At 56.8% G+C, this 25470-nt stretch carries 31 protein-coding genes and 1 pseudogene; 16 read left to right on the top strand and 16 right to left on the bottom strand.

Annotation, left to right across the window (positions count from 1 at the left end):
- Positions 1–142: 142 nt before the first annotated feature.
- The 3 genes from L085_RS22690 to L085_RS25470 form a co-directional block, all read right to left on the bottom strand.
- Positions 143–349, bottom strand: coding sequence for an AlpA family transcriptional regulator (locus tag L085_RS22690; RefSeq protein WP_044031785.1), 207 nt, complete (start codon positions 347–349; stop codon positions 143–145).
- A gap of 143 nt (positions 350–492) precedes the next feature.
- Positions 493–1062, bottom strand: a complete 570-nt coding sequence (locus L085_RS22685; RefSeq protein WP_044031784.1) for an inovirus-type Gp2 protein — start codon at positions 1060–1062, stop codon at positions 493–495.
- Between the two features lie 784 nt (positions 1063–1846).
- The gene (locus tag L085_RS25470) at positions 1847–2053 is read right to left on the bottom strand and encodes a hypothetical protein (protein ID WP_144240709.1); all 207 of its coding nucleotides are present in this window, start codon (positions 2051–2053) and stop codon (positions 1847–1849) included.
- On the opposite strand from L085_RS25470, the gene L085_RS22675 reads away from it, so the two are divergent.
- The 9 genes from L085_RS22675 to L085_RS25525 all read left to right on the top strand — a co-directional run bounded on the left by L085_RS22675 (position 2052) and on the right by L085_RS25525 (position 7243).
- A complete protein-coding gene (locus L085_RS22675) occupies positions 2052–2903 on the top strand; it encodes a hypothetical protein (protein ID WP_044031782.1) in 852 nt (283 codons plus the stop codon). The genes L085_RS25470 and L085_RS22675 overlap by 2 nt on opposite strands.
- 771 nt (positions 2904–3674) lie before the next feature.
- A complete protein-coding gene (locus L085_RS22670; RefSeq protein ID WP_044031781.1) occupies positions 3675–4022 on the top strand; it encodes a hypothetical protein in 348 nt (115 codons plus the stop codon).
- 81 nt (positions 4023–4103) lie between these two features.
- Positions 4104–4580, top strand: a complete 477-nt coding sequence (locus L085_RS22665; protein WP_049870700.1) for a hypothetical protein — start codon at positions 4104–4106, stop codon at positions 4578–4580.
- A gap of 311 nt (positions 4581–4891) precedes the next feature.
- Positions 4892–5350 (top strand): antirestriction protein, encoded by a 459-nt coding sequence (locus L085_RS22660; protein ID WP_071841656.1) that lies wholly within the window; start codon positions 4892–4894, stop codon positions 5348–5350.
- A 27-nt stretch (positions 5351–5377) separates the two neighbouring features.
- On the top strand, positions 5378–5857 hold the full coding sequence (gene radC / locus L085_RS22655) for a DNA repair protein RadC (RefSeq protein ID WP_044032126.1): 480 nt from the start codon (positions 5378–5380) through the stop codon (positions 5855–5857).
- Positions 5858–5885: 28 nt separating this feature from the next.
- The gene (locus L085_RS24930) at positions 5886–6224 is read left to right on the top strand and encodes a type IV toxin-antitoxin system YeeU family antitoxin (protein WP_071841655.1); all 339 of its coding nucleotides are present in this window, start codon (positions 5886–5888) and stop codon (positions 6222–6224) included.
- A 58-nt stretch (positions 6225–6282) separates the two neighbouring features.
- Positions 6283–6651, top strand: a complete 369-nt coding sequence (locus L085_RS22650) for a TA system toxin CbtA family protein (RefSeq protein ID WP_044031780.1) — start codon at positions 6283–6285, stop codon at positions 6649–6651.
- Positions 6648–6977 (top strand): DUF5983 family protein, encoded by a 330-nt coding sequence (locus L085_RS22645; RefSeq protein WP_049870699.1) that lies wholly within the window; start codon positions 6648–6650, stop codon positions 6975–6977. Before L085_RS22650 ends, L085_RS22645 begins: the two co-directional genes overlap by 4 nt.
- Before the next feature lie 104 nt (positions 6978–7081).
- On the top strand, positions 7082–7243 hold the full coding sequence (locus tag L085_RS25525; protein WP_158499089.1) for a hypothetical protein: 162 nt from the start codon (positions 7082–7084) through the stop codon (positions 7241–7243).
- A 202-nt stretch (positions 7244–7445) separates the two neighbouring features.
- Here L085_RS25525 and L085_RS24925 read toward each other — a convergent pair.
- Together L085_RS24925 and L085_RS22640 are read right to left on the bottom strand one after the other, a co-directional pair.
- Positions 7446–7641, bottom strand: a pseudogene (locus tag L085_RS24925) (tyrosine-type recombinase/integrase); the annotation flags it as partial.
- A 120-nt stretch (positions 7642–7761) separates the two neighbouring features.
- The gene (locus tag L085_RS22640; protein ID WP_044031779.1) at positions 7762–8073 is read right to left on the bottom strand and encodes a hypothetical protein; all 312 of its coding nucleotides are present in this window, start codon (positions 8071–8073) and stop codon (positions 7762–7764) included.
- A gap of 357 nt (positions 8074–8430) precedes the next feature.
- Between L085_RS22640 and L085_RS25645 the strand changes: the two genes are divergently transcribed.
- Together L085_RS25645 and L085_RS22635 are read left to right on the top strand one after the other, a co-directional pair.
- Positions 8431–8574, top strand: coding sequence for a hypothetical protein (locus L085_RS25645; RefSeq protein ID WP_015376917.1), 144 nt, complete (start codon positions 8431–8433; stop codon positions 8572–8574).
- Between the two features lie 125 nt (positions 8575–8699).
- On the top strand, positions 8700–10232 hold the full coding sequence (locus tag L085_RS22635) for a glycosyltransferase family 39 protein (protein ID WP_044031778.1): 1533 nt from the start codon (positions 8700–8702) through the stop codon (positions 10230–10232).
- A 180-nt stretch (positions 10233–10412) separates the two neighbouring features.
- Here the strand turns inward: L085_RS22635 and L085_RS22630 are convergent, their stop codons facing one another.
- Positions 10413–11477, bottom strand: coding sequence for an aldo/keto reductase (locus L085_RS22630; RefSeq protein ID WP_044031777.1), 1065 nt, complete (start codon positions 11475–11477; stop codon positions 10413–10415).
- A gap of 97 nt (positions 11478–11574) precedes the next feature.
- On the opposite strand from L085_RS22630, the gene L085_RS22625 reads away from it, so the two are divergent.
- The 3 genes from L085_RS22625 to L085_RS22615 all read left to right on the top strand — a co-directional run bounded on the left by L085_RS22625 (position 11575) and on the right by L085_RS22615 (position 15227).
- A complete protein-coding gene (locus L085_RS22625; protein ID WP_015376920.1) occupies positions 11575–12480 on the top strand; it encodes a LysR family transcriptional regulator in 906 nt (301 codons plus the stop codon).
- Positions 12481–12598: 118 nt separating this feature from the next.
- Positions 12599–13150 carry a flavodoxin family protein gene (locus L085_RS22620; protein WP_004940045.1) on the top strand — a complete coding sequence of 184 codons (552 nt, stop codon included), beginning with the start codon at positions 12599–12601 and terminating at the stop codon, positions 13148–13150.
- 628 nt (positions 13151–13778) lie between these two features.
- Entirely contained in the window at positions 13779–15227 is a 1449-nt protein-coding gene (locus L085_RS22615; RefSeq protein WP_044032123.1) for a GGDEF domain-containing protein, read from the top strand.
- Positions 15228–15250: 23 nt separating this feature from the next.
- On the opposite strand, the gene L085_RS22610 is transcribed toward L085_RS22615, so the two are convergent.
- Entirely contained in the window at positions 15251–15730 is a 480-nt protein-coding gene (locus L085_RS22610) for a cold shock domain-containing protein (RefSeq protein WP_021504633.1), read from the bottom strand.
- A 166-nt stretch (positions 15731–15896) separates the two neighbouring features.
- Here L085_RS22610 and L085_RS22605 point away from each other — a divergent pair, with 166 nt between their 5' ends.
- Positions 15897–16406: a VOC family protein gene (locus L085_RS22605; RefSeq protein ID WP_044031776.1), complete on the top strand. Its 510-nt coding sequence runs from the start codon at positions 15897–15899 to the stop codon at positions 16404–16406.
- Between the two features lie 36 nt (positions 16407–16442).
- Here L085_RS22605 and L085_RS22600 read toward each other — a convergent pair whose 3' ends face one another.
- The 6 genes from L085_RS22600 to L085_RS22575 all read right to left on the bottom strand — a co-directional run bounded on the left by L085_RS22600 (position 16443) and on the right by L085_RS22575 (position 22361).
- Positions 16443–17270 (bottom strand): amino acid ABC transporter ATP-binding protein, encoded by an 828-nt coding sequence (locus L085_RS22600; RefSeq protein ID WP_015376924.1) that lies wholly within the window; start codon positions 17268–17270, stop codon positions 16443–16445.
- A 9-nt stretch (positions 17271–17279) separates the two neighbouring features.
- On the bottom strand, positions 17280–18167 hold the full coding sequence (locus tag L085_RS22595; RefSeq protein ID WP_033647216.1) for an amino acid ABC transporter permease: 888 nt from the start codon (positions 18165–18167) through the stop codon (positions 17280–17282).
- Positions 18168–18198: 31 nt separating this feature from the next.
- Entirely contained in the window at positions 18199–18726 is a 528-nt protein-coding gene (locus tag L085_RS22590) for a GNAT family N-acetyltransferase (RefSeq protein ID WP_004940037.1), read from the bottom strand.
- Between the two features lie 9 nt (positions 18727–18735).
- Positions 18736–19656: an ABC transporter substrate-binding protein gene (locus L085_RS22585; protein ID WP_004940036.1), complete on the bottom strand. Its 921-nt coding sequence runs from the start codon at positions 19654–19656 to the stop codon at positions 18736–18738.
- 26 nt (positions 19657–19682) lie between these two features.
- Entirely contained in the window at positions 19683–21008 is a 1326-nt protein-coding gene (locus L085_RS22580) for an LLM class flavin-dependent oxidoreductase (RefSeq protein WP_044031775.1), read from the bottom strand.
- 189 nt (positions 21009–21197) lie between these two features.
- Positions 21198–22361 carry a M20 peptidase aminoacylase family protein gene (locus tag L085_RS22575; RefSeq protein WP_044031774.1) on the bottom strand — a complete coding sequence of 388 codons (1164 nt, stop codon included), beginning with the start codon at positions 22359–22361 and terminating at the stop codon, positions 21198–21200.
- A gap of 344 nt (positions 22362–22705) precedes the next feature.
- Between L085_RS22575 and cspE the strand changes: the two genes are divergently transcribed.
- Positions 22706–22915, top strand: a complete 210-nt coding sequence (gene cspE / locus L085_RS22570) for a transcription antiterminator/RNA stability regulator CspE (protein ID WP_004940030.1) — start codon at positions 22706–22708, stop codon at positions 22913–22915.
- A gap of 57 nt (positions 22916–22972) precedes the next feature.
- On the opposite strand, the gene L085_RS22565 is transcribed toward cspE, so the two are convergent.
- The 3 genes from L085_RS22565 to crcB form a co-directional block, all read right to left on the bottom strand.
- On the bottom strand, positions 22973–24163 hold the full coding sequence (locus tag L085_RS22565; RefSeq protein WP_044031773.1) for a multidrug effflux MFS transporter: 1191 nt from the start codon (positions 24161–24163) through the stop codon (positions 22973–22975).
- A gap of 6 nt (positions 24164–24169) precedes the next feature.
- Entirely contained in the window at positions 24170–24766 is a 597-nt protein-coding gene (locus tag L085_RS22560; RefSeq protein ID WP_021504627.1) for a TetR/AcrR family transcriptional regulator, read from the bottom strand.
- A gap of 288 nt (positions 24767–25054) precedes the next feature.
- Positions 25055–25438: a fluoride efflux transporter CrcB gene (crcB, locus tag L085_RS22555; protein ID WP_004940022.1), complete on the bottom strand. Its 384-nt coding sequence runs from the start codon at positions 25436–25438 to the stop codon at positions 25055–25057.
- Between the last annotated feature and the right edge of the window lie 32 nt (positions 25439–25470).

Genomic DNA, 25470 nt, shown 5'->3' with positions numbered 1-25470 from the left:
ATTAGTCTTATATTCAAGCTCACATCAGGGATCGTCATCACGTTTTTGAGCGCAATAGATATCTGGAAACCAAATTCTCGCTCACAAAGCCAAGGATAACTCAGGCGTTTATCGATAATACCCCGGTATTGGTACTGATGAATTACGCACGGGATTTATCTATACGACATTGCAGCCAGATGTTAACTTCGCTTTGCAACCAGCGAGAGCTGCGTCCCAGCTTTATGGGTTTCGGAAAGTCCCCGTCTTTTATCAACTTGTAGAACCACTTATCCGTCAGGCCTGTCAGCCGAGTGATAAAGGCCATGTCAACAAATTGGTCGCTGAGTAGAGGGTATTTGTTTGTCATCGTTTTATCTCCTGAGGTGGAAGGGAGAAGGCGTTTGTGAAACCAGCGAAACGTCTTCAAACGATGTCGGAGCGACGTAATTTTTAACCTCTTGCCTTATGCCATCCCTGGCGGGTTAAGACCTCGCTGTCCAGGCCGGCTTGTCAGCGGCGAGGTCGCCCTCTTCTGACAGGGGGCGGAACAGTACTCACCCGGTAAATGGGCCGCGCCGTACGTTGCTCCTGTTTCCCCATATAGCTCAGAATGTATTGCATCCCTCTGCGGCCTCGCACATCAGACGCCGCCACAACTCTCTCGCCCCGAACCCGATAACAGGACTTGGGCTCACACCAATGTGCATATCCTTCAAGTTCCGTGATCCTCTCCCAGAGATGTTTTATCTGTTCCCAGAACAACCAGATCTTCCGGTGGTGTTGTCCATCGATATAAAATGCGGCATGGACATGGAAGCGATGCCGTTCCGCGTATTCCATCACCCATGCATACCCGACTATTCCCGGGATATCAGAACACTGCTGCATTAGGTAAGTCATTTGGGCAGCCATTTGATTTTCGTCAGCAAAATGAAATGACAAGCTTTCACGCCGATAGGCAAAATCCACACGGAACATCAGTAGTTTTGAATAGCGTTCAAACAGCGCATCCTGATGCGTTAACAAAATACGCTGTATCGACTTATCCGCGGGGTGATTTTCGTTTATGACATGATTCATCGGTTTTCCTGTTTACTGTTTAGGTCCTCATGGAATACCCCGATGGCGTATTTTATTATCTCCGACCCCAGATGCATGACTCGATTGCGTCTCCTCAGCGTTACACGGAAGATGCGCCTACCGATATTCAGTGCACCCTGCATTTTTCAGAATGGGCTATTAATTCGTGGCGATGACATTAACTACATCGCTAAGCGACATAAACTAATAATTGAAGAGTGGTAGCAGAAGCACACGCGATGCGATTGGACGTGTGGTATGACACTGAATCGTCACCCGCGTTATGCATAAACGCGAGCTGAATGTGTACAGTGATATGCCTGATGAAATATTGACACCATAGACTCTAATGAGTGGTTCCATAAATCGACCTGTTATTCGATATCACAATGATAACGTACAGATGAGAGTGGAGCCCAGTAAATATTCATGGATGCGGATGATTCATAGAAATGAGTGCGTGGATGCACAGATGAAAATACGTATTGTTACTTTCTTTATTAAATAACACTAAGTACCTTAATGTTTTATTTCGTCGTCTAAAATACTGCTGATGTTCATGCCATAAAAATGTTCCCACCTATGTTGCTACCGGGCTTCTTAGGTGCGGAAGTGGATGAATACGGTATTATTTGCTGTATACCAGGGTACCACCTCCTTGCTCACTCAGTCGCCGATTTTATAATGTCATGCATCAAGATAGCTTCCAGGGGGCCACTCAGATCCCCCCTCTTCGAAAACATCCTTATACCGACAGACTGTCAGCCGCGACACCTCATTCTGGTTAACCCTGGGTCATGGCGATAATGGCGGGATAGAGAAATCCCGAGAGAACAGGCATCCCTGCGATAAAAACAGTGAAAATAGTCAGTGAAAAATTCTGCGAAAACAACGGAATAACAAGATGAAAAACGCGCAATAATCGTGCTATAATCACGCCATAATTACGGTGTAAATACACTGTTTTTCTCGGCTCAGGAGAACTGTCCATGTCACCGCCTAAAATTGCCTTGCTGTTTACCCATGATTGGGATGAATGCGATTTTTTCATCGACTATTTAGATCGGAAGAATATTATAAGAAAAAACAGGTTCGCGAATTTTGATGGCCCGGCAGATATCTGCCACTATCTCACTGACTCGCTGCAGAAACACTTCAGGGATACCCCTGAAAAAATTAATGGCGTGGTCTCTGACATGCTTTATGCACTCAACGAAAAAATCCCGTCTGAGGAAGAGGTCGCCTGGCTGAAGAACGACAAGCGCGCCTGTTTTTGGTTATGGACAGAACTCAACAATATCATTCTTGACGTCTTGCCACTTGAGAAAGTTAAAGAAATCATTCCACACAGCCATCAGGAACGGCTTCGAGAGGTTTTAAAAAAACATAAAGTATTCCACCTGAAAGATGAACATCAGCGTTGGGGGGAACTGGTTAGCCAGTGGAGTGAAATAAAAGAAGATGGTTCACTGGTGGGCCATCTTTCGCCAGATGATGAGGATGTTGTTTCGTATGCGTGGAAATACTTATGCTCCCATGGGCATGACATCGCGCAGAAATACGCCCCGTTAGAAAATGAGGAGCGTTACTTTTCCATCCTGAATTACATGGATTTTTACCTCACCAATCCTCTGGAAAAAGAATTGCTCCTTAGAAAAATAAAACCGGCAATTCATCAGTACAGTTACAGAGTGAAAAAACAAGACACCAGCGTCAGTAAGAAATTTTATCTAAAAAATGAAAATGCGGGCAAGCTAAAAGCATTGCTGAATAAAAACAGAATGACCCTGGATGAATACTTTAATGCGCTCATTGAGCAGGAGTCTGACAAACTGACGTAAACAGGGTGCAGGAAACAGGTCACGTAATACTCCCCAGCACAACGGAACGGTATGTTGGGGAAATACTCTACACAATGGCTATCAGCGCTTCCTCATCGAACAACACTTTCGAAAAAATCTCACGCTTATATTCCCGGTATGCATATCCAGCAGAACCGTATTTCTGTTTATTGACCACATCACAACTGGAGATATTGCCATGCCTTCTTCTTACCATGCGCTGAAGCAACGACGCTGGACTCTCTTTTTTTCCTGGCAAACCCTGTGCCGTATTTTTCGAACGCTCGGCACGTTACTGACTTTAGTCCTGCGTCTGTGGCTCATGCTGCAACCCGGTGGGCCACCGTTTCCATCGGTCCCAAAATCGTCCTCTTCCACCCGGTCCGACGCACACGGGCCCGACAAGCACAAGGGTTGAACTGCCTCTAACCTTCCCATGTCACTCCGAGCAGATATGAAATAAAACGCGTTACAACAATGCGTTACGCGTTATCGTATCTGCACTATCGCGGCCCCATCGATTGATCGTTTTCAACGATCGGTTTCGCGTTATTGATCTGTACAACCCATTATCTTTGGCCTTCAACCGTCATTAAGATCGGCCAGGGCGCCGTTGCGGATACCGTATTTCTCTCCTCCCAACGGATTTCAGCCCTTCAAGCAACCACGCCGGAATCCTTTCCCTGCGCGTTGGTACACCACCATACCCGGCAGCAGGAAGCCGGACTGCCGTTCCTCACGATATGACTGTCACACAGGAGACAACCGTCTATGGAGACTTCGCCACAGCATGCACCTTCACGCCTTACCCCTTCTTTACTTGGCTGGGGGATTGGCGCTTTGCTGTTTTCACTTCTGGTGGTTACGCGCAATACCGCCGGCCAGATCCAGGAGGCTGGCACCGGTACGCTGATACTCGCGGTTATCGTCGGCACGGCGCTGGGATGCCTCGGTGCCTTGCTGGGCCAGTTCTTGCGTAATCTCGCGCATCCCGATGCGGTCTATACCACCGGCGGCTTCTTCAGCCTGGTGGGGCTGCGTCTGTTCTGGCTTTGTGGCCCCCAGCTGATTGGCCTAGCCGGTGGCGTATTCTTGGGCATTGCGCTGATAGTGCACTGATAACGACTGACTGGCAGGGGTGAGCGCACCTGACCTACCGCAATAAATTGGAAAACACGATTAACGAAAGGAAACAACCTCATGAAGACACTGATGAAAGGGCTTTTTTGCTGTGCCCTGGCGGCACCTTTTATGGCTCAGGCCGAAACCGGCCCATGGACCAGCGGGTGGGGGCAGGGAACGACAGAATACAGCGTGCGTGGTCAGGGACAATCGCAGCTTTACATCGGCTGCAATCCCTATAAGGCCATGTTCGTGATGTTCACCGATGCTGCGGGGCGCTCACTGACCAACTATGATGCGCGGACGCAAACGCGGTCATTTTATGTCTCTGTTGATGGCAGTGACCCCATCCTATTCAACGACGTGCTCTCCCGCGTGGGTGCGGATAGCGTACGCTTCGCCTGGGACAAGCTGCGCAAAGGCAAGACGGTGATCCTTAGCGGTGAAGGGATGCAAACCACCCGTTTTACGCTGAAAGGCGCCGGACAGGTTTTGCCCGCGTTTTCGCAATCCGACTGTAAAGTCGGCGCCGCCATTCCCAACGGTGAAAACTAATCTTTACCCCTCCACGTTTGTTCGCTAACGATAACTCACTTCCCGTGCCGGGCTCTCAGGTCGGGGAGTGAGTTCAGCCTCAACACGTAGGGACTCCCCCCCAACGTGATAGCTGGCTGAGGCGCCTCAAAACTACACTCTTGTCAGAGAGGCCTCTCCGGCAATGACAACCTGTCATCTCCGAGCAACACCAAAATGCCCCGTTCATCTGAGCGGGGCATTTTTTATGGCGTGATACCACCGTTTCTAGCTGTACCCATCGTGGCCGGCCGTTGCCCGGCCCAGTCCACCTCTATGTAAGGATAATTCCTGTGAAAGAGAATACTGCCAATAACACACCATCAACACGTCCGATAAGCAACCACTCAACACTGACAGCGAGTCTCGTTCGCGACGCGGATCGCCTGTCATTTTGGCTACAGCATTTTGGTGACATTCCGCAATGGCTTCATATCGAGTCACCAATATTTTCCTGGCTCAACCTCTTGTGTAAGGACTACCACGGAGATTATTGGGAGTTTTACACCCTCAGTAACAGCGGCGCCTTTATCATCCCTTCAACGGAGAGAAAATACGCCCTCTTTAACGCCCTTAACGGCAATAGTGCAACGGTGGGACATGAAGCCGCCGGCATCATTGCTTGCCTTATCACTTACAGCCACCATGCCTGCCGCACCGAATGCGATGCCATGACCGAACACTACTATCGCCTGCGGGATTACGCCCTCAGCCATCCCGAAAGCAACGCCATTATGCGCATCATCGACTAACCCTCCAGACAACGGCACCCCATCATGATGAATATCACCTTATCTCCGGCAACCTCCGATCTGCCCTTACCCACCCAACGCACCATTCAACGCGCACTGGCGTTGTTGGAGCAGCATTTACGCAAACCGGGTGAGCCCTTCACAGCCCCGTTCATGGTGCGTGACTGGTTGCGCCTGCAGATGGCCCGGCTGGAGCGCGAAGTCTTTATGGCGCTCTATCTCGATAACCAGCATCGCTTGCTGGCGCATGAGTCCCTGTTTAGCGGCAGCATTGCCAGCACCCAGGTGCATCCGCGTGAAATCGTGAAGGGCGCACTGAAACATAATGCCGCCGCAGTTATCGTTGCGCACTGCCATCCCTCAGGTCATGCCGACCCCAGCGAGGCCGACCAGCTCATCACCCAGAGAATACAGGATGCGCTGGCACTGATTGATGTCCGGGTCCTGGACCACTGCATTGTCGGCGGCCTGACGGTGTACTCGTTCGCCGAACACGGGCTCTTATGATTTATCCGACTCAATCAGGAGGTACTACATGCCATCACCCCATAATGTTCCCGCCTGGGGACTAAAACGTAATGTCACGCCGCAGTTTGGCGCCCGTTTGGTACAGGAGGGGGAACGACTGCATTTTCTGGCCGACCGCGCTGACATCGGCGGAATTTTCAGCGACGCCCAGCGCCGTGACTTGGAGAATGCTTTTCCGCGATTTATCAAGCATCTGGAATTGATGCTGCTATCTGGCGAGCTCAATCCGCGCCATCAGCACTGTGTCACGCTGTATTGCCATGGCCTGACCTGTGAAGCAGACAGCCTCGGCTCATACGGCTACGTCTACATTTCGATTTATCCGACAACTGAAACGCCCAGGTAAAACGCCCTGCATTTTTAACCTCACGCCATTCTTACTATCCAACAAAGAGATATCCCTTATGCGAACACTACACGCGCCACCCTCACGGGCGGCCCAAACATGCCAGTCCCCCATCACTGTCTGGCAATCCTTGCTCACCTACCTGCTGGCGCAGCACTATGGCCTGACACTCAACGACACCGCATTCAGCGACGATGCCGTAATACAGGCCCATATCGGTGACGGTATATCCCTCGCGGATGCGCTGAATGCCATGGTGGAAAAGTTTGATCTGGTACGCATTGACCGCCGGGGCTTCAGCTGTGAGGCTCAATCGCCCCTCGTGACCGCCATAGATATTCTACGTGCCCGCCGGGCCTGCGGCCTGATGACGCGAGCCGGTTACCAGGATGTCACACGAACGATTCAGGGAGGCAAGCGCCCATGAACCGCGACACACTTCCTAGTGACGCACTGCTCAAAGGGATCCAGTGTAGTACGGCACACATCACCGATGAGGACAACACGCTGCTGTATCACATTTCACATCGAAGAGAAGAGTTCGGGCACTGCGAGTGGTGTCATTTCACCGGTACGGGGTACCTCATTCGGCTCAACGCCTGGCTGCACCCGGTATTGCAGCTTAAACGCCTGGGGCTATCAAAAGCCGGCTGCCGGCTGGTTGTTACGCTGATGCAACGCCACCACATAGCATTCCTGCACTTGGACGCTGCGGGCGATCTTTTGCCTGGATTTTCCACGTTTGACTGGTGACCCCTGCAGCATCGCTACCGCCATTTCCCCAGGATACATTCCCCGACATCACTGTATAACGCCCGCCTCTCAACTGGCGGGCGTTTGTACTTATGGAGAAAAACATGCAGAACGAACCTGAAGTGCGCACCGGGCATATCAAGGCGGGACGAGCGAACGTATTGTCACAGGGTGCAACGCCGCGCTGGCGCAGATTGAGAACCGCACATCTGACATCCAATCACTTGAGGCCTATAGAAAAGATGAGCGACATCTTCGCCAAGTAACATTTGGAGATGTTGGCAGCATGGTAGTTTACCGTTACCATCACCGGGCTCGAAATTGCTGATGTTTTCAGCGAAATACGATTGGGGGCCTAATTGGGGGCTCCTGCGTTTTTTGAACAGATAAAAAGCTAGTAATAACAATGGTTGCATGGCCGATATTCGAATCCTATAGGGGCCATTAAGTATCAATGAGTTACGCATTTCATCCCGTCTTTCCAATTTCATCATGGGACAGATTTGGGACTAAACCTTCGAAAATCGCATCAATTTGCCTCGCATGCTCAGTGTGCAAGGTGAGCGTATCGCTGTACCATTCCTATGCTCTCCCAGTCGCCCATTTCTTGCAGTACCGAAAGTGGCACACCGGTCTGAAGCAATTTGCTTGCCCACGTATGCCGCTGTTTTTTGCGTCATGTGGGCGCGATATGAGAAAGGCATAAAAATGGCCACGCCAAAGGATAGGCTATTTGATAGAGCGGCAATTAATACGCGAAAAGGATTAAAGGCGCTGAAGTGAATTAAAGAATTTTCCCTTCCATCACGTAAAAATCTCCACTCATCGTTGTGTAGTAAGCATAAGAAATGTGTTTTTCGAAGTTATCGCAGTGAACAACGGTATTTTTATCGGATTCTTGCCAGGAAATCATGAAATAGCCGTCAGCCAATGAACGCCACTGGAAAGGCACATTCATAATGGTTCCGCGAAGTTCTCCGTTTAGAAACTCAACGGTAATGGTGTTTTCACTGGCATGGTAGGCGTTTTTAACTTCGAGACCATTGTCCATCTTGATGGTAAAAGATTGGCCTGCATAAGGAAATTTTACAGCCATTGTCGCAACTCCTTTAATGTGTCGTAGCTGAAAAGCGGCGGTGAAGCACGCTGCTATCCCGAATCACTCATGCCTAAGGCGGTAGTGAGGTCAGCCAGCTGAGCGTTAAGCGGCTGGATAGGTCCAATAGTAGAGAGGGCGCATCGGTGGAAAAAGGGACCGGCGGGCAATTCACTTTTCTCTTTTTGTTCATAAAGGGGATGGGCGGCAGGTTACTGTTCACTGCGGGGGTTGTGGGGTTTAAGTGACGGGACTTTGTCTGACACCGAGCGCGGTCACAGGAAACGGCAAGAGGCATTGAACCTTCGTTTAGTTTGTCGCGCTACAATAGGCGAAAATTTCCCCATGGAGCCTATCGTGCGCAAATCCAGATTCTTTCTCGTGACCTTGCTGTGCCTGTGCGCCGCCGCCGTGCTGTACGTGATGGCATATCGGGCGCTGGGGCATTACCTCAGTGACGGCGAGAAGGCCTACCCGGATATCAGCGTTGAAATTCGCTGAGAGCCGTGCGGCCTGAAGGGGACTGCGCCGACTTTTTCGCACTGATTTACCCGCCATTTACCCGCCGTCGGCAATGATGACGCAGCGTCTCCACACGGTGTGGTTCTTTTGGGCGGAATGCGGTTATGTCATTGCAGCAGGTTTCGAATGTCTCTTTAAGCAACAACGGCTTAAAGGGCATCGGCTATAAACATTACGCGTTGGCGATCGTGGCGTTTGCGGCGGTCGTGCGGTTTATTTCCTTAACGGACAGGTATTTTTGGTGCGATGAGGCCTCCAGCGTGCTGACCAGCCGCTATGACGTAGGCGCTTTGCTGTACCACGCTTCCTTCGATGTTCACCCGCCGCTGTATTACCTGTTGCTGCATGGCTGGATGGCGCTGTTCGGCGACGGCATTCTGGCGGCCCGTTCGCTGAGCCTGGTGCTCGGCGTGGCGACAGTGGCGCTGGCGATGCGCTTTACGCGTTGGCTGGCCAACGAGCGGGCGGCGCTGATAGCGGGCTGGCTGATGGCGATCATGCCGATGGCGGTGCGTTACAGCCAGGAGGCGCGCATGTATGCGCTGATGGGGCTGCTGGCGATCGCCGCCGCCATGGCGTTGGCGAAGTGGCTGAAAACGCCGGATAACCGCCGTTATCTGGCGCTGTATGCGCTGTTGATGACGCTGAGCTTTTATACCCATTACTTCACGATTTTTACCCTGATCGCGCATTGGCTGGTGGTATTGGCGCTGTCGTGCCGCCGCGAAGGCGAGTGTTATATCAAGCAACCGGCGTGGTGGCTGGCCAATGCGGCGATCGGGGTGGCCTACATTCCCTGGCTGCTGGTGTTGTTCAATCTGCTCGCGCATATCGCCGAGCTGCGGGTCGGCGGCGACGTCGGTTGGATCCCTCAGGTTTCCTGGAGCGATCTGCCGGCGATGTTCTGGCGTTTTCTCACCGGCCATGATGGCAGCAACTATCCCACGATCATTCTCTGGCTGTTGCCGGCGATGTTTGTCGCTTTATGTTCACTGCTGCTGTGGCGGCGCCAGATGCAGAGAAAATACGCTCTGCTGCTGCTCGGCGGCATGCTGATCCCGGTAATGTTGGTATTCGCCATTTCCTGGCGCTCGCCGCTGTTTGTCGATCGCTATCTCTATTCCGCCGCGCTCGGCATTCCGCTGGTGTTGGGCGTGCTGATCGCCGGAACGAAAAACCGAGTGCGCGGGATCTCTTTGCTACTGTTCTTCAGCCTGCTGTTCGGCTGCGGCGTGCGTAACGACTACCCGGTCGAGAAAGATGAGTTCAAGGTGATGGTGCACTATATCAACAGCCACTATCAGCCTAACGATGCGGTGGTGGTCAGCAACATGTTCAACTACCTGAGCTATGTGTATTACAACAAGCAGGGCTACCGCGCCTTGCTGTATACCCCGGCCAGGCCCAACGGCATCTCGGGTAAGCCCAATGCCTATGGTTTCGGCACCTTTTTCCACGATCGGGCGGCGCAGACCTACGTCGATAAGCTCAGCGCCTTATCGAAGGGCCATCGCCGGATTTGGCTGGTCAGCGGCGGCGATTTCAACCAGGACTTCGGCCGTTCGCCGCCGGGGTGGGTCAACACTGTTACCTTCAAGAGCGGCGGGTTCGAGTCGCGCCTGTTCGTGGTGCATTGAGCGAAATGTCATATTTCCCATTCGGCGTTACATCTGGCCGAGCAAACTTACGCGGGGATGACAGTTCTATACATTGAGATTGATACTGTAGCTCTACCCGATGATGTTGTGTGTTATCCATTCCCTGTAGTGTATTACCCCATCCCTGTTAAGTTTATCCCGCCTTGTGCGGGATTTTTTTTATCTGCGCGGGGCGAGATGCAGGCCGCCGGTCATGATGTTGCGGGTGGCCGGCAGGGCGAGAAAATCGTGTGGGAATCCCAGCTCGATGGCACTGAGATCGTCCAATCGCCGCCAATGATCTTCCGTCAGCGCCACCTTCAATGCACCGAGGTTATCTTCCAATTGCGCCAGGGTTCGGGCGCCGACGATCGGCGCGGTGACCGTCGGCTGGCGCAACGTCCAGGCCAGCGCGATTTGTGATGGGGTATACCCGGTCTCGTGAGCGATCAGGTTGACGACATCGGCGATACCGAGATTGCGTGCGTTCAATGTCCCCTTGGCGCGTACGGCTTCGCGCCGAGTGCCCGCTTCATCTGGCGATGGCTGCAGATCCTGTCGCCGGTATTTGCCGCTCAGCACGCCGCCGGCCAGCGGCGACCAAGGGATAACGCCCATCCCCAATTCTTGCGCCATCGGCAGCAGTTCGCGCTCGACGGTGCGTTCCAGCAGGCTGTACTCGATTTGCAAGGCGATAAGCGGCGACCAGCCGCGCAGGTCCGCCAGCGTTTGCATCCTGGACGCCTGCCAGGCAGGGAGATCAGACACCGCCACATACAGCACTTTTCCGGCGCGCACCAGGTCGTCCAGGGCGCGCATGATCTCTTCCACCGACGTGGTGAAATCCCAGGCGTGCAGATAGAGCAGATCGATGTAATCGGTATTGAGCCGTTGCAGGCTTGCTTCAACCGATCGCAGCATGCTTTTGCGATGGTTGCCGCCGGAATTGGGATCGTCTGGCTGCATCGGCAGGGTGTATTTGGTGGCGATCACCAACCGATCGCGGCGCCCGGCGGCGAACTCACCCACGAAAAGTTCGGCGCTGCCCTCGGTATAGCGGTTGGCGGTATCGATAAAGTTGCCGCCGCGTTCGACATAAACGTCAAACAGACGTCGAGCCTCGGCCAGTTCGGCGCCCCAGCCCCAGTCGGCGCCGAAGGTCATGGTGCCGAGCGCCAACGGTGAAACGCGCAGACCGGAACGGCCCAGCAGGCGATAGTGATCCAGTGAAAGTGTGGTGTTCATAGGCATTCTCCCGTGTAGATGCCGTCCACGATAGCGCCCGTAGGTTGTTTAAGGAATGGGCTATAATCTTCATGAATTATTAAGTAGGAAGAGCATAATGAGGGGCAGTGATTTCGCCGAATTGCGCGCCTTTGCCGCTATTGTCGAGCACGGCGGCTTCGCCCGCGCAGCCGCACATTTGGGTATATCCGCTTCGGCGCTCAGCCAAACGCTGCGCAACCTGGAGGCGCGTCTGGGTGTGCGTTTACTGAATCGCACCACTCGCAGCGTGGCGCCGACTGAAGCCGGAAGACTGATGTTGGCGCGCCTGACGCCCGCGATGGCCGAGATCGACGCGGCGGTGGCGCAGGCGGTAGAGCAACGCCAGAACCCCTCGGGTCTTTTGCGGCTTAACGTAACCCGCGTGGCGGCGTTGCATTTTCTGGCGCCCTTGATCGCGCCGTTTCATCATCAATACCCCGATATTACGCTCGATCTCAATGTTGAGGAGCGGCTGGTGGATATCGTTGCCGGCGGTTTTGATGCCGGCGTGCGGCTGCACGAGAAATTGGCGAAAGATATGGTGGCGGTCAAGCTGGGCGGGGAGGTGCGGATGCGTGTCGTTGCTTCGCCGGCGTATTTGGCGCGTCACGGCCGGCCGTTAACACCGGGCGATCTGCATCGGCATCGGTGTTTGAATTACCGCTGGCCGACCAACGGCAATGTGTATCGCTGGGAGTTTGAGTGTGACGGTGAAAAGCAGGAGATCGCCGTGAAAGGGCCGGTGACAGTCGATGAGCCGGAAATATTGGTGAGGGCTGCGATGGATGGGGTAGGCATTGCCTACCTGTTTGAGCAACAGGTTGCCACCGGCCTGGCCGAGGGGAGGCTGTTACCGCTGCTCGATGCCTGGACCCCTCCGTTCCCCGGTTTCTATCTGTACTATCCGGCAAACCGCCAAACGCCGCGCCCGCTACGCGCTTTTATCGACTTCGCCCGTCAACAGGCAGAACAGGGCGCGTAACGCGATTTTTTTGAATAACACCGTCAGTTTTATTCGGTATTCAGTCGCTGTGCGCTTGATTAGATTGAACGCGAGAGGGGCGCCGTCGGCGCCTTTGTGCAATGAGTGGAGAATTTCTATGGCGAAGACAGTAGTGGTGTTTCATTCCGGCTACGGCCATACCGAGCGTTTGGCGAAAGTGGTGGCGGAAGGCGCCGGGGCGGAACTGATCGCCATCGATCAGAACGGCGATATCAGCGACGAAGCCTGGCAGACGCTGGATGAGGCGGACGCCATCATCTTTGGTTCGCCGACCTATATGGGCGGCCCATCCTGGCAGTTCAAGAAATTCGCCGACGCCAGCTCTAAAGCCTGGTTCGGCCGCAAGTGGCAGGATAAAGTGTTCGGCGGTTTTACCAACAGCGCCAGCCTGAACGGCGACAAACAGGTGACGCTGATCGCGCTGCAGACGCTGGCTTCGCAACATGGCGGCCTGTGGGTCAGCCTGGGGCTGCTGCCGGCCAACACCAAATCGGCGCAGCGCACCGACGTCAATAACCTGGGCGGTTCGGTGGGGCTGCTGGTGCAGACCCCGGCGGATGCCGGCGTGGATGAGATGTTGTCGGGCGATCTGGCGACCGCCAAGCTCTATGGTCAGCGCGTAGCGGGCTTTGCCGCCAAACTGGCGTAAGACCTATCGTGTAGATGGGACGGCGGTGCGGTTGAACGGATGCCGCGTTCATTTTCTCTGCACAATTGGCGTGTAATCTGCGAAATGTTATTAGCCTGCTTGGGCTAACACTGCATTTCGTACAAATATTCCCGGTTCCTAGGCCGGGTTTTTTGTTGCTAAGGTCTGCTTAAGCTTTCACCGCTATACTGCGCGTCAGCACGGTCATGCAATGCATGGCCGTGTCGTAACTGTCGATTTGCTGTTGTTCAAGCAAGCCCGCTTCATGCGGGCTTTTTTTGGGTTGTTATTGCACAGGCGGCCCAGTTGCAGGAAAATAATCGCACAGTGATTCAAACATCATTTAATGACCAATAACCACAAGTTTATTAATGTAATTAACGCTCTCGGCGGCCTATTACGCTATGCGCTATGCTGACAGCAGAGCGAGCATTATTTGCTGACGCTATGCGGGGAGTTACGCCGCGGCCGCATCAGGCTAAGAAAATTCTGTTAATTAAATGTTAATGTTTTTATTGTTGATTTGTCTGGCTTTTTTGGTTGAAATTCGGATTGACTATCCCTCACTGGCCGGGCGAGAGAGTATGCATATTATTATTCTGGTTATTAGCAAAATATGGGCGAGGCGATGAGCGCCAGAATAAACGCCAGGCATGGCCTGCCGCTAACGGTGCAGCTGATCAATCTTTTCATGCTGGCCTTTTTACTCTCCCTGGTGGGTATTCTTAGCCGGCCGATAGGTTCACTTTCTTTATTTTGGCCGGTCAACGCGATTCTGCTCGGGCTGCTGCTGCGTAAACCCGTTTACGCTACGCCGCTCGGCTGGCTCACCACTTATCTGGGCATGGTCGCCGCCGATCTCAGTACCGGCGAGGGCTGGTCCCTGGCGCTGTGGCTGAACGCCTGCAACATGTCGCTGATCGCCGTCGGTTACGGCATCATGCTGATGCTGCCGCAATCTCAACGGCGCATGGGCAAACCCCAGGCGATACTCTATATGTTCAGCGCCAGTCTGGCCGGATCGGCGGTGGCGTCGACGCTGTCGGTGCTGCGTAACGACAGCCTGTACAACAATACGGTGGTGGTCGCCTGGTTGGCCTGGTTCAGTGAGCAGTTCTCGACGACCTTGCTGTTGTTGCCGGTGCTGATGGCGGCGCCGCGGTTGAAACAGCTGTTTCGCATGCAGGTGCGTTGGCGCCTGAAAGGCTGCCTGCCGCTATTGGCGCTACTGCTGTCGCTGGCGTTCAGCGTCTATATCGGCGGGCCGGGCGCCATCGCCTTCCCGATCCCGGCGCTGCTGTGGTGCGCAGTGCGCTACCAGTTGTTCCCCGTGACGCTGTTGACGTTGTTGACCGGCATGACCGAGATCAGCAACATTTCAGCCAACCTGGTGCTGTATGAAACGCCGAACAATCACAACGCCTTCCTCGACACCCTGATGTCTGCCCGCTTGGGCATCGCCATGCTGGTGATGGGGCCGCTGATCCTCGCCAGCTCTATCGCCGCCAATCGCAAGCTGATGCGGCGTCTGGAGCACAGCGCCAACCACGATTTCCTGACCGGGGTGCTGGCGCGCAGCGCGATGACGCGCAAAGCGGGCGAGCTGCTGGAGCACAAGCACCGCTCGAAAGAGGCGGTGTCGCTACTGCTGATCGACATCGATCATTTCAAGCAGATCAACGATACGCACGGCCACAGCGCCGGCGATCAGGTGTTGGCGTCGTTCGCGCACATCGTGCGGCGCGAGCTGCGGCACGATCAGCTGTTCGGCCGCCTGGGCGGGGAAGAGTTCGCCATCATGCTGCCGCGCGCGCTGGCGGCGCAGGGCGTGGCGCTGGGGGAGCATCTGCGCCGGTTGGTGGAGCAGACGGAACTGCAGGCGGAAGGCAAACAGACGCTGAAAATCACCATCAGCGTCGGCGTCGCCAGCCTGGCGATGAACGAGGTGAAATCGCTGGAGCAGCTGATGAATATGGCGGATATCGCGCTGTATCGCGCCAAATCGCAGGGGCGGAATCGGGTGGAGTCGTTCAACGTGGTGAACGGCAACAGCGTCGAGCATATTCTGTTCCGTTAAGCTCGACGCTGGGTGAGCGGCGCTTACAGGTTTTTCAACGCCTTGATGGTTTCATCCATGTCGATCTCGTGCTCGGAGAAGGTATGGGTGGTGTTCTGGAAGGTGGTGATGGTCAGCATGCGCAGCGTTTGCATGGCCTGCGCCTGGTCTTCGGACTGCGGGCGAATGCGGTTCATCAGCAGGCCGACTGACAGCACGGTGTTCTCTTTATCCACGTCGGCTTTGACCGGCACTTCCTTGGTGAAGGTATTGAAAGACTTGATGCTGGCGATCTTGATTCTTTCATTGGCGATGATGATGTATTTGCTGGGCGCCAACACTTTGACCGCATAAGCCGACGGGCCTTTGGTGTTGTTGGTCGGTTCGAAGGTCACCGCCGCGTTTTTCTTAATCAGCTCCGGATTTTGCACTTTAATCACGTGAAAATAACGATTTTCTCCGTTCTCGTCGGTAATAAAGCCGAAGCCTTTGTCTTCAAAAAAAGTCGTTATCTTGCCGTTCATCGTTATTCTCACAAAAGGGATCAATACAGCGCTTATGATAGCGCGGAATGCCTTGCAGCGACAGATTGCGCGGGCGGCATTTAGTCATGCGATAACGGCATTTAGCGGCTTTTCCCCCACATGCTATGTTCATGCTGACTTCATTCAATGCGAAAAAGGAATATCGATGGGTATCAAACGTCTCAATCACGCCGTGCTGTATGTCAGCGACGTGCGGCAGAGCGCCGACTTTTATCATCAGGTCTTGGGCTTCAAGCTGAAGCCGTCCGACAGCCCCGATCGGGCGGTATTTACCCAGGCCGCCGACTCGGACAACGATCACGATTTGGCGTTGTTCAGCAAGAACCTGGGCCAGCAGCGCGCCGGGGTGTTTCGCGCCAACGGCGAGCCGCCGGCGGAGCATGAGCCGCCGGCCGGGCTGTACCATCTGGCCTGGGAAGTGGACAGCCTGGAAGAGCTGGAGCGCATTCGCCATCAGCTGGCCGAACACGGCATTCTCGGGCTGGAAGAGGATCACGGCGTGCACAAAAGCATTTATGGTCACGACCCGGACGGGCTGCTGTTCGAGGTGACCTGGTTTATTCCCCCGGCGTTGCTGACCGAAGAGGACAAAAACCAGCAGGGGATCCGCCCGCTGGATTTCGCCGCCGAGAAGCGGCGTTTCGCCGGCCTCTAACCTGCTCCTGCGCGGGACGCATCGGCGCCCCGACGCTCACAGCACTTTGTTGAGAAAGTTAACGGTGCGGGGGTGCTGCGGCTGAGCCAGCACCTGTCTGGCATCGCCCTGCTCGACGATCTGCCCGTCGACCATAAACACCACCCGATCCGCCGCTTCGCGCGCAAAGCCGATTTCATGCGTGACGACCACCAGCGTGACGCCCAGATCCGCCAACCCTTTAATCACGTCCAGCACTTCGCCGACCAGCTCGGGATCGAGCGCGGAGGTCGGCTCATCGAACAGGATCACCTTCGGGTTCAGCGCCAGCGCGCGCGCGATGGCGATGCGCTGCTGTTGGCCGCCGGAGAGGTGGCGCGGATAGGCATCCGCCTTGTGGCGCAGCCCGACGGTATCCAGCAGCTCATAGGCCACCGCCTTCGCCCGTTCGCGGGAGTGAATTTTGTGCACCACCGGCGCTTCGATGATGTTTTCCAGCACCGTCAGGTGCGGGAACAGGTTGAAGTTTTGGAACACGTAGCCGACGTTGATACGCTGCCGGAGAATGGCCTTTTCCTTCAGCTCGTACAGCCGGTTGCCCTTGCGGCGGTAACCGACGTAGTCGCCGTCGATGCGGATAAAGCCCTCGTCCACGCGCTCCAGATGGTTGATCGCCCGCAGCAGCGTCGATTTGCCCGAGCCGGAAGGGCCGAGGATCACGGTCACGGTGCCCGGCTGCAGCGTCAGGCTGACGTCGTCCAGCGCCTTGTGTTTACCGAAAAACTTGCTGACGTTGCTGATTTCGATCAGGCCGCGCGCCGGCACCGGGGTGAGGTTGCGTGCCGGCTGTTCGGGCAAGGCGTAATAATCAATGGCTTCAGACATGCGGGTCTCCTAACGTTTTAGCCAGCCGGCCAGTTGCTGCCAGGGCGTCGGCGGCAGTTCGCGCACCGCGCCCCGGGCGAAATAGCGCTCGATGTAGTATTGGATCACCGACAGGGCGGTGGTGATGAACAGATACCAGACGGTGGCCACCATCAGCAGCGGTATCACCTGCTGGGTGCGGTTATAGATCACCTGGATGGTGTAAAACAGCTCCGGCAGCGCCAGCACGTACACGATCGAGGTGCCTTTCGCCAGGCTGATGATCTCGTTGAAACCGGTCGGAATAATGGATCGCAGCGCCTGCGGCAGAATGATGCGGAAGGTGCGGCGATAGCCCGGCAGGCCCAGCGCCGCCGCCGCCTCGTGCTGGCCGTAATCCACGCCCAGGATGCCGCCGCGTATGATCTCGGCGGTATAGGCGGACTGCACCAGCGTCAGGCCCAGCACCGCCACGGCGAACTGGCCGAGGATATCGATGGTCGGGTAGCTGGCGAACACCACCGAGGTAAAGGGAATGCCCAGCGAGATGGCGTCGTACAGATAGGAAAAGTTATATAGGATGATCAGCACCAGGATCAGCGGCAGCGAACGAAACAGCCAGATATACCCCCAGGCCAGCGACGCCAGCAGGTAAGAGCGCGACAGCCGCGCCAGCGCCAGCAGGGTGCCGAACAGGATGCTGAACAACGTGCCGAGCAGCGTCAGCAGCAGGGTCTGCCCCAGCCCCGCCAGCACCGCCGGGGCGAAGAACCACTCGGCGAACACGCCCCATTCCCAGCGCGCGTTGCCCGCCACCGATTGCACGATGGCGGCCAGAATAAACAGCGAGAACAGGGCGCCGATCAGCCGCAGCGGATAGCGGGCGGGCACCACTTTCAAGACTTCTTGTTTGGACATGTCATGTCTCCTGACTACAGATAAAGGGGGGTTAGGCGATTTTCCTTTCCGACGCGCAACAACACGCGTCCTCTGCAATCAGGCTTTTGCGGAACGGCAGGCGGCCATCGTAGGGCGGGTGGCTGTAAACCTCGCTGTCAACGGTGGGATCGAACTGCGGCTGATAACCGTTGCTCAGGTACAGGCCCACCGCTTCGGGCTGGCGAAAGCCGGTGGTCAGGTAGAGCCGGCGATACCCCTGCGCCAGCGCCAGCGTTTCCAACTGCTGCAACACCCGCTGCGCCAGGCCCTGGCGGCGCAGATCGCCCCGGGTCCAGATGCGCTTCAGCTCGGCGGTTTGCGCGTCATAGCGTTTGAAGGCGCCCATGGCGATCGGCGCACCGGCGCGCAGCAGTACGATGAAGGCCCCTTGCGGCGGTGCATACAGGTCCAGCGGTTCCGGTTCCTGGTCACCAAAATAGTCGCCGTAACGCTGGCGATATTCACCGAACAGCCCCTCGATCACCGGGGCGATCAGCGGGTCGGTCGGCAACGTCTGAATGAAGGTGTCTTGCGTCATTGCGCGCTCCTAATCGCCCAGGCCGGGCGGGTTGATTTCCGACTGCGCAAGGCGTTCGACGCTCTCGCCCCAGCGATTGAGCACCTGATCGTACTGTCCGCCGCGGATCGCGCCGTTCAGCGCTTCATTCACCGCCTGCACCAGCCCGTTGCCTTTACGGGTGGTGACGGCGATGTGCGCCGCCTTGGGCCAACCGCCTTCCACCGTGCCCGCCAGCCGGGTACGGCCGTTCAGCGCCGCTTTATAGGCGCCCAGCACGTTCGGCCCGAAATAGGCGTCGGCCCGGCCGGACTGGATCGCCAGCGTGGCGGCCGCATCGTCGGTCACGTAGATCGGCTGGAAGGGTTTGAGCCCCTGCTGCCGGTTCTGTTTGTCCCACGCCAGCAAGATGGCTTCCTGATTGGTGCCGGAGCCGACGATGATCTTTAATCCGGCGATATCGGCAGGCTGTTTGATCGTTGCGATCTTGCCGCCGGTTTTGACGTAAAAGCCGAGCGAGTCGATGCGGTAGGTGGCGAAGTCGAAGCGGGTTTTGCGCTCTTTGGTCACGGTGACGTTGGTGATGGCCGCGTCATACTTGCCGGAAACCACCCCCAGCGGCCAGTCTTCCCACGACGTTTGCACTACGTTCAGCTCCAGGCCCAGGCTGTCGGCCACCAGCTGCGCGATATCCACTTCGCTGCCGATAAGCCGCCGGTTGTCGGCAGCGAACAGCGCCAGCGGCGGCGTGTTGAGCGCGGCGATTGCAACGGTGAATTGGCCCGGCTTCACGAAGTGGAAATCGGCCGGCAGTTTGGCGATCGCCTGCGGGTTTTTCGGCGCGTGGATCGGGGTTTCATTGGCCTGTAAATCGATGCCGGTGCCCGCCTGCGCGGCGCCGGTCAGGCTCAGCAAGGCCGCCACGAGAGCGGCGGTAACGGTTTTCTGCATAGCGGGTATCCCTGAAAACGATCTTATTATTGGGTGAATCTGTTCAACGGGCGCGTGAGGCCCAGGTGTTCGCGCAGCGTATCGCCGTGGTACGCCCGGCGGAACAGGCCACGTTGTTGCAGGATGGGCACCACCCGATCGACGAAGTGCCCGAAGGCGTTGGGCGTACCGCCGCTGATGATGAAGCCGTCGGCGGCTTCGCCGTCGAACCAGCGTTGCAGGCCGTCCGCCACCGCCTCCGGCGTGCCGCTGAACACCGGGCGTGGCGAGGCGGCTTCCAGCGCCACCTGGCGCAGCGTGAGGTTCCGCTCGCGGGCGTTGCGCTTGATGGCGTCGGTGGTGCTGCGGAAGCTGTTTTGCCCCAGATCGCCGATGTCCGGGAAGGGGGCGTCCAACGGATGGCGGGAAAAGTCGTAATGTTCGAAGTAGCGGCCAAGGTAGTTGAGGGCGTTCTCGATGCTGACCAGACGGGCGGTCTCCTGGTACTGACGCTCGACGTCCGCATCGTCGTCGCCGACGATCACGCTGACACCCTGGAAGATGCGCAGGTCGTCCGGTTCGCGCCCCTGTTCCACCAACTGCCGCTTCACGTCCTGGTAGAAATCCTGCGCCTGCTCCAGCGTGTCGTGATGGGTGAAGATCGCATCGGCGTGCTTGGCCGCCAGCCGTTTGCCGTCTTCAGAGGCGCCGGCCTGGAACAGGATCGGGCGGCCCTGCGGCGTGCGGCCGATGTTCAACGGCCCCTGCACCGAGAAGAACTCCCCCTGGTGATTGAGGGTGTGCAGTTTCCCGGCGCGGAAAAATTCGCCGCTGGCCTTATTGCGCACGAAGGCATCGTCTTCCCAGGAGTCCCACAGCCCTTTGGCGACGTCGAGAAACTCGCCGGCAATGCGGTAACGCAGGCTGTGCTCCGGGTGTTCTTTGCGCGAGAAGTTTTTTGCCGACCCCTCCAGCGGCGATGTCACCACGTTCCAGCCCGCGCGCCCGCCGCTCAGGTGATCGAGACTGGCGAACTGGCGGGCGACGGTGAACGGATCGCTGTAGGAGGTGGAGAGCGTGCCCACCAGGCCTATTTTGTCGGTGGCGGCGGACAGCGCGGCCAGCAGGGTGAGCGGTTCGAAACGATTAAGAAAATGCGGAATGGACTTTTCGTTGATATATAACCCATCGGCGACAAACACGAAATCGAATTTCCCCTGTTCGGCTTTTTTCGCCGAGGCGATATTAAATTCGAGGTTAATGCTGGCGTCGGCGGTGGCATCCGGGTGGCGCCAGGCGGACATATTTCCCGATGCGCCATGCAGAATGGCGCCCAGCCGTAATTGCCGTTGATTATTCGCGTTGTCGCTCATCGTGATTATCCTGTCATGCGCCGCAAAGGCGCGCGGTGTCTGATGCGTCCACTATTGATGAGCGGCAACGGGATGTAAAACAACAAAACAGCATATTCAAATGTTGAAAACTGCAAATATCACGGCGAGCGAAAATAATAATCCCCGCCGCGGCATCAGCGGCGTCGGGGAAATACTATTTCATGTTATTCAGGCGTTGCTGAGGGCTTTTTTCGCTGCGGTGGTTAATTGTTGCAGCGTGCGCTCCGCCAGCAGCGAAAAATAGTGGGCGGCAGGGAAGAGGGCGCGCTCATCGGGATTGAAACGCGGATGGTGCAGGCCGAATTCGCTGGCGGAGCCGATGCTGACGAACGCGCCCGGCACGTGATGCAGATACAGTGCGAAATCCTCGCCGCCCATCTGCAGCTCCGCCTCTTCGACCCGGTAGCCGGCTTCGGCGGCGACGGTTTTGCTGAACGCCGCCCAATGGGCGTCGTTGATCACCGCCGGCGGTCCCGGCTGCCAGTGCAGTTCGGCCTGCGCGCTGAGCGCGGCGGCGACGCCGTCGATCACCTGGCGAATTTTATCCGGCACCTGGCGGCGCACCGCGTCGCTGTGGGTGCGCACCGTGCCTTCCAGCTCCACGGTTTGCGGCAGCACGTTCCAGGTATTGCCGCCTTCGATGCGCGTCACGCTCACCACCAGCGATTCCAGCGAGCTGAAGCTGCGGCTGGGCAGCGTCTGCAGCGCGCCGACGATCTGGCTGGCGGTGACGATGGTATCGACGCCCTGTTCCGGTTTGGCGGCGTGGGCGCCTTTGCCGGTGATGCGGATCTGGAAGCGATCGACGTTGGCGTAGAACGGCCCGGCGCGGGTGGCGAAGGTGCCGGTGGGCAGCTCCGGCGCGTTATGCAGACCAAATACCGCCGCGACGTTATCCAGCGCGCCGGCGTCGATCAGGTGCCGGGCGCCGTTGAAGGTCTCTTCCGCCGGCTGGAAGAAGATGCGCACCGTGCCGGGCAGCTCGGCTTCACGCGCTTTGAGCAGGTGCGCGGCGCCGAGCATCACCGAGGTGTGAAAGTCGTGGCCGCAGGCGTGCATTACGCCGCTGTTTTGCGAGCTGAAGGGCACGTCGGCGATTTCGTCGATTGGCAGGGCGTCGATGTCGCCGCGCAGGGCGATGATCGGCCCCTTGCCGCTGCCGATCTCCGCCACGACGCCGGTTTTCAGCGCCAACGGCAGAATACGAATGCCCGCCTCTTGCAGCCAGCGGGTCAGGCGGGCGGTGGTGGCGAATTCGTGATTGGAAAGCTCCGGGTTTTGGTGCAGTTCACGCCGATAGGCGATGATCTTGTCTGCCAACTGGCTGGTCATAGGCTTGGCTCACAGTGGGAAATAAACCCTAACCCTAGTGCAGGGGCCGCCGAAGCAAAAAGACCATCTGGTTATATTTCATAGCGATTGTGTCTGCTCGACGCGTCAACGATGGGGGAAAGGGCAGGTTTAGGCGTTCGCGCGTTGTTCGCCGGCGCAGGGAGAGGATTGGCCTGGAACGGTAACGTATCGCAACCGGTGCAATGCATTTACACCGGGCAACACGGATTTTTTCACTCTTTATCGGATTTCTGTGATCGCGGTGGTGGACAAAATCCTGCCTGCTTGCTGTACTGTAATCGACACAGGTTTTGTGTCTTTCATTCACGTTAAAGGTAAGTTTGATGTCTAAGATTAAAGGTAGCGTTAAGTGGTTTAATGAATCCAAGGGCTTCGGTTTCATTACTCCGGAAGATGGTAGCAAGGACGTTTTCGTTCACTTCTCTGCCATCGTTAGCAACGGTTTCAAAACGCTTGCTGAAGGCCAGCGTGTAGAATTTGAAATCACGAACGGTGCCAAAGGCCCATCTGCCGCTAACGTTACTGCTATCTAAGCTGCGTAGCTGAATTTCTTAAAACCCGCTCATTGAGCGGGTTTTTTATTGGGCGCGTTATGCGTCGCTGCGGCGGGCCAACAGGCTGAACAGCAGGATGGCGACGGCGTAACAGCCGACGATGGTCAGCGCCATCGACAGGCCTGAGGTGCCGCCCAGCCCGGTGAGCGGCACGGCGCAGGCGCCGAGCGCGAACATGCACACGCCGATCAAGGCCGACGCGCTGCCGGCTTTGTCCCCCTGGCTTTGCATCGCCAGCGACGAGGCGGTCGGGCCGACGATGCCGATCACCGCCACCGAGAAGAACAGCGGCACCAGCAACACGACCAGCGGCGCATGCAGCGCGGCGGCCAACAGCAGCAACAGCGACGCGACGGCCGCCAGCGTTAACCCGCCCCTCAACACCCGGCGTTCCCCCCAACGTGAACTGAGACGGCTGGCCAGCTGCGCCGCAATGATCAGCCCGACGCCGTTAATGGCGAAGCACAGGCTGAACATCTGCGGGCTGAGGCCGTAGATCTGCTGCAAGACGAAAGGCGAAGCGCCGATATAGGCGAACATGCCGGCCATTACGAAGCCCTGCGTCAGGCACAGGCCCATGAAATAGCGCTGGGTCAGCAACCCGCCGAGCGACATCAGCATCGCCAGAATGCCGCCCTGGCTGCGGCGCTCGACCGGCAGGGATTCGCGCAGCTTCAGCGCCGACAGGCTGAACAGCAGCACGGCGATGGCCGCCAGCACGCCGAAGATGCCGCGCCAGTTCATCACCTGCAGCATCACGCCGCCCAGCACCGGCGCGACGATCGGCGCCAGGCCGTTAACCAGCATCAGCAAGGCGAAGAAACGGGTCAGCTCATGGCCGGCGTACAGATCGCGAGCAATGGCGCGAGAAATCACCGCGCCGCCGGCGCCGGCGATGCCCTGGAGCAGGCGAGCGATCAGCAGTTGGTCAATGGTGGGCGCCAGTGCGCACCACAGCGAAGCGACCAGCAGCAGGATCAGCGACAGCAGGAGCGGACGCATACGGCCCAGCTTGTCGCTGTAAGGGCCGAAAATCAGCTGGCCGACGCCCAGGCCGAGCAGCCCGGCGGTCAGGCTGAGCTGAGCGGCGGCAGTGGAAGTATTCAGCTCGCCCGCCATTTCCGGCAGGGCGGGCAGATAGAGATCGGTGCACAGCGGCCCCAGCGCGGCCAACAGGCCAAGCACGACGGCGTACACCAGACGTTGTCTGGCTAAGTGTTTGGTCATGGGAGATTAAGATTTCCTGAACAGGTGAGAAATGGCCTGCTGATACAGATCGCGCAGCAGGGACGCATCGGCTTTTTGCGTGGTAAGGATACGGTAACCGGTGCCTTCGCTCATGACGGCGATAAACTCCACCCGGGCGGCGATCTCTTCCGCGCTGAAATCGGGATACAGCCGCTGCAGGTTGTGGCACACGTGGCGAAACAGCCGCGCTTCCGCATCGCTGAGCAATTTGGCCACCACCGGGTTGCGCGTGGCCTCGGCGGTCACTTCCAGCATCAGCATGTGATCGGTTTCGCTCTCGCCCGGTTGCTGAAACAGCGTGCGCGCCGCCAGCGTACCGGCGATCAGGTTGATGTGATCGCCAAGGTTTTCCAGGCGCTGCATCTTGCTGGTGATGATGCGGTTGACGATCTCTTCGATGATCGCGTCTTTATTGGCGAAATAGCGATAGATTTGCCCGACGCTAAGCTGCGAGCCTTGGGCGATCTCCGCCATGCTGGCGGCGTGGAAGCCGTGGCGGCGAAAGCTGGTTTTCGCCGCTTCGACGATCTGATCGCGGCGAGCCTGCACTTTGGCCTGTTTACTGTCGTTGGGGGGGAGCATCTGCCCGATCCTTTGCTACGCGTGAGCCGGGTTCACATTTTTGGGTGTGAACGTTCATTCTCAATTGTAGTGTAACCGACCGGAAAGACGCAAGATGAACGCGTGCTGCGATAAAAGGCGTTTAAGCGAACAGGTAGGATTTGATAAAGGCGGCGACGATCAGCACGCACAGCGCAACGGCGATCGCTTCGGCGGCGGTTTTCGGCAGGCTAAACATAGCGATTTCTCATCCAGTCAGGGGTACTGGATGAGATTATGCGCATGCAAGATTAAGGAAACATTAAGGCCTTATCGCCCGTTGACCCACATCACCAGCATAAAGGCCAGCAGCGTCATCGCCAGCGAGCCGGCCAGGTTGAGCAGCATGTTGGCCAGCGCCCAGCCGAAGCGGCCATCCTGCATCAGGTATACCACCTCCAGCGAAAAGGTGGAGAAGGTGGTCAGGCCGCCGCAGAATCCGGTGGTGATCAGTAATTTCCAGGTGGGATCCAGATGCGTCATGCGGGTGAAAATCGCCATCGCCAGGCCGATGATAAAACCGCCGATCAGATTGACCATCAGCGTACCGAGCGGAATGTGGGCGTTCAGCGGATTCATTTTCATACTTACCGCCCAGCGCAAAACGCTGCCGACGCCGCCGCCGATAAATACGGCCAGTAAAGAGCTCAACATGGGGCAACTACCTTTCAATCAGAGAAATTCAC

This window comes from Serratia sp. FS14, from assembly GCF_000695995.1.
GTDB classification, from domain to species: Bacteria; Pseudomonadota; Gammaproteobacteria; order Enterobacterales; family Enterobacteriaceae; genus Serratia; species Serratia nematodiphila.
The sequence above is the reverse complement of the archived record's forward strand: the minus strand, read 5'-3'. Positions and strand labels throughout refer to the sequence as shown.